Consider the following 3,676-nt stretch of genomic DNA (forward strand, 5'->3'; position numbering starts at 1 on the left):
CACGCGGCCACGACGGCGGCCGGCCTGACGGCCCTGCTCCTCACCGCGCCGCCTGCACGGGCCTTGCGGATGGCGCCCGTGCTCGCGGTGGCCGCCGGGGGTGTGTGGGCGGGGTTGACCGCCGGGTTCGCGTGGCGGCGGATCGCCCCGGGGCCCCGGGACCCGGGCGAGGTGCTGCGGATGGCCGTCACCAGTGTGCTGATCCCGCCGGTCGCCGTCGCGTACCGGCTGCGAGGGGAATGGAAGGTGCGCCGATGAGACGCCCGGCCTCGGACCACGAAGCCCCTGACCCACCGGAAGGGAACAGCACCCCGAGCCGGAGCGCCCGAAGCCGGGCCCGGGCGGGGCGGGCGGCGCGGGATCGGGGATGTGTGCTGGTGGCGCGGCTGGACGACGCCGGGGACGTGCTGCTGGCCGGGCCGGCGGTGCGGGCCGTGCGGACGCGGGCCCGCGAGGTGGTCTTCCTGGCCGGCCCGAACGGGCGGGCCGCGGCCGAGGTGCTGCCCGGCGTGGACCGGGTGATCACCTGGGACGCCCCGTGGATCGGCCACACCCCGCCACCCGTCACCCGGGAGCTGGCCGGCGAGCTCACCGCCCGGCTCGGCGGCGTGGACGAGGCGGTGCTGCTCACCTCGTTCCACCAGTCGGCGCTGCCGCTGGCGCTGCTGCTCAGGCTGGCGGGGGTGGCCAGGATCAGCGCGATCAGCAACGACTACCCGGGCTCACTGCTCGACGTGCGCCACCAGGTGGACGAGAGCGTGCACGTGCCGGAGGCGGAGCGCATGCTGGCGGTCGCCGAGGCCGCCGGGTTCCGGCTGAGCGACGGCGACGACGGCAAACTCGCTGTTCAGCGCCCATTGCCGGATATAGCGAGATTTCTAGGGCACTGGCATGGAGCCGGCGCCGAGGCCGGCAAGGGCGCGTACGTCGTGGTGCATCCGGGGACCTCGGCCCCCGCCAGGACCTGGTCCGCCGACAGCCACCGGCGGACGGTCGAGGAGCTGGCGGAGGACGGGCACCAGGTCGTCGTGACCGGAACGGAACGTGACCTCACCGCCTTCGTGGCCGGCGACGTCGCCGTCGACCTGGGCGGCGTGACCACATTCGCGGAACTGGCCGCCGTGATCGAACGCGCCGGCGTGCTCGTGGCGGGCAACACCGGCCCCGCGCACCTGGCCGCGGCGGTCGGCACCCCGGTCGTGAGCCTGTTCTCCCCCGTCGTCCCTGCGGCGCGGTGGGCCCCGTACGGCGTGCCCACGGTGCTGCTGGGCGATCAGCGCGCGCCCTGTCGTGGCAGCAGGGCGCGCGTCTGCCCGGTGCCCGGGCACCCGTGCCTGTCCCAAGTGACGAGTGAGCAGGTGGTCAAGGCAGTGAGGGAGCTGACGCAGTGAAGGTCGATCTCATCTCGGAGCACGCGGACCCGCTGGCGGCGATCGGCGGCGTGGACTCCGGCGGCCAGAACGTGCACGTCGCCAGGCTGGCGCTGGCCCTGGCGAATCGGGGGCACACGGTCGTCGTCCACACCCGGCGCTCGTCCGCGTCCCAGCCGGGCTCGGTGCGCCCGGCCCCGGGCGTCACGGTCGAGTACGTCACGGCCGGCCCCGCGACCCGCGTCCCCAAGGACGAGTTGCCCGCGTACATGCCGGAGTTCACCGACCGGCTGGCCAGGAGCTGGGCCGCCCGGCCGCCGGACGTGGCGCACGCGCACTTCTGGATGAGCGGCCAGGCGGCACTGCGGGCGGCGGGCGGCGGGATCCCGGTGGTGCAGACGTTCCACGCGCTCGGCACGGTCAAGCGCCGCTGGCAGGGCGAGGCCGACACCAGCCCGGCGCACCGGATCGAGACCGAGCGCGAGATCGGCCTGTGCGCCGACGCCGTGCTGGCCACGTGCGGGGACGAGGTGCGCGAGCTGTGCGCGATGGGCGTCCCCGAGCACCGGATCGCGGTGGTGCCGTGCGGGGTGGACCTGAAGGCGTTCCGCCCGGAGGGGCCGGTGGCGCCGCGTACGGAACGGCCGCTCGTGCTCAGCATCGGCCGGATGGTGCCGCGCAAGGGCGTGGACACCGTGCTGCGGGCGATGCGCCGCCTTCCCGGCGCCGACCTGGTGATCGCCGGCGGCGGCCACGGCGACGAGGAGGCCGTCCGGCTGCGCGAGCTGGCCGAGGGCTACGGGATGGGCGACCGCGTGCACGTCATCGGCAGCGTGCCGCGCACGCACGTGCCCGCGCTGATGCGCTCGGCCGACGTGGTCGTGTCGGTGCCCTGGTACGAGCCGTTCGGCATGGTGCCGGTGGAGGCCATGGCGTGCGGCGTTCCTGTCGTGGCCTCGGCGGTCGGCGGTCACCTCGACACGGTCGCCGGAGCCGGCGTGCTGGTGCCGCCGCGCCGGCCGCGCGCCCTGGCCAGGGAGCTGCAGGAGGTGCCCGGCGACCCCGGCCGGCGGGCCGAACTGGGTGCGGCGGGGGCCCGCCGGGCCCGCGAGCGCTACGGCTGGCCACGGGTGGCCGAACGCACCGAGGCCGTGTACACGCAGGTGATCGAAGGCAAGGTCGGCCGGCTGGCGGCCCTGGGGGGTTGAGCATGGATGCCCATCTGGAGAAGCTCTGGAACACCCTGGAGAAGGTCGACGACCACGCGGTCGCCGTCCGGGCCTGGGGTGGCCGGCTGGCCGGGGTGCTGGCCGCCGGCGGCAGGCTGCTGGCCTGCGGCAACGGCGGCTCGGCGGCCGAGGCCCAGCACCTGACGGCCGAGCTGGTCGGCAGGTTCCGGCAGGACCGGCGCCCGTACGCGGCGATCCCGCTGCACGCGGACGGCTCGTCGCTGACGGCGATCGCGAACGACTTCGGCGCCGACGAGGTCTACGCCCGCCAGGTGCTCGCCCACGGGCGCGACGGTGACGTGCTGATCTGCCTGTCCACCAGCGGCGGCAGCCCGAACGTGCTGGCCGCGGCCAGAGCGGCCCAGGGGGCCGGGATGACGGCGTGGGGCATGACGGGGCCGGGGCCGAACCCGCTGTCGGAGCTGTGCGACGAGGCCGTCGCCGTGCCCGCCGCGGAGACGGCCACCGTCCAGGAGGTGCACCTGGCGCTGATCCACCTGCTGTGCGACGCGGTGGAGGCGGCGCTGTGAGCAACGGGCCGCTCGTCGTCATCGGCGACACCCTGCTCGACGTGGACGTCGAGGGCGACGCCGCCCGGCTGTGCCCCGACGCGCCCGTGCCGGTGGTGGCGGTGTCGGCGGAGCAGGCCCGTCCCGGCGGGGCCGGTCTGGCGGCCCTGCTGGCCGCCAGGGACGGCGCCGGCGTCGTGCTGATCACCGCGCTCGGCGACGACGCCGACGGCCACCGGCTGTGCGGGCTGCTGTCGCAGGAACTCGACCTGGTCGGGCTGGCGCTGCGCGGCGGCACCGTGCGCAAGACGAGGGTCAGGTCGGGCGGCCAGACGCTGGTCAGGCTGGACACCGGCGACGGCAGGGCGGCGCGGTGTACGCCCACCCCGAGGGCGGCCGAGGCCATCGCGGCGGCCGGCGCGGTGCTGGTCTCCGACTACGGCAGAGGCGTGGCCAGGATGGCCCGCGAGCTGCTGCGCGACACCGAGGTGCCGGTGGTGTGGGACCCGCATCCGCTCGGCGAGCGGCCGGTGCCGGGCTGCGCGCTGCTGACGCCGAGCGAGGCGGA

The 3,676-nt window shown here is 76.0% G+C and carries 3 protein-coding genes and 2 pseudogenes; all 5 read left to right on the plus strand.

Annotation, left to right across the window (positions count from 1 at the left end; genetic code table 11):
• Positions 1 to 258, plus strand: a pseudogene (locus ABFX54_RS56205) (transferase); the annotation flags it as partial.
• A 113-nt stretch (positions 259 to 371) separates the two neighbouring features.
• Entirely contained in the window at positions 372 to 1,391 is a 1,020-nt protein-coding gene (locus tag ABFX54_RS56210; RefSeq protein WP_346115540.1) for a glycosyltransferase family 9 protein, read from the plus strand.
• Entirely contained in the window at positions 1,388 to 2,578 is a 1,191-nt protein-coding gene (locus ABFX54_RS56215) for a glycosyltransferase (RefSeq protein WP_346115541.1), read from the plus strand. Before ABFX54_RS56210 ends, ABFX54_RS56215 begins: the two co-directional genes overlap by 4 nt.
• Before the next feature lie 2 nt (positions 2,579 to 2,580).
• Positions 2,581 to 3,129, plus strand: coding sequence for a D-sedoheptulose-7-phosphate isomerase (locus ABFX54_RS56220; protein WP_346115542.1), 549 nt, complete (start codon positions 2,581 to 2,583; stop codon positions 3,127 to 3,129).
• A pseudogene (locus tag ABFX54_RS56225) lies at positions 3,126 to 3,676 on the plus strand (D-beta-D-heptose 1-phosphate adenosyltransferase); the annotation flags it as partial. The gene ABFX54_RS56220 and the pseudogene ABFX54_RS56225, both read left to right, overlap by 4 nt.

The sequence above is a fragment of the Nonomuraea maheshkhaliensis genome (assembly GCF_039529435.1).
GTDB lineage: Bacteria > Actinomycetota > Actinomycetes > Streptosporangiales > Streptosporangiaceae > Nonomuraea > Nonomuraea maheshkhaliensis.

Excerpts from the sequence above, each read along its gene's own strand:
- ABFX54_RS56220 (WP_346115542.1), top strand. The coding sequence starts at position 2,581 with ATGGATGCCCATCTGGAGAAGCTCTGGAACACCCTGGAGAAGGTCGAC.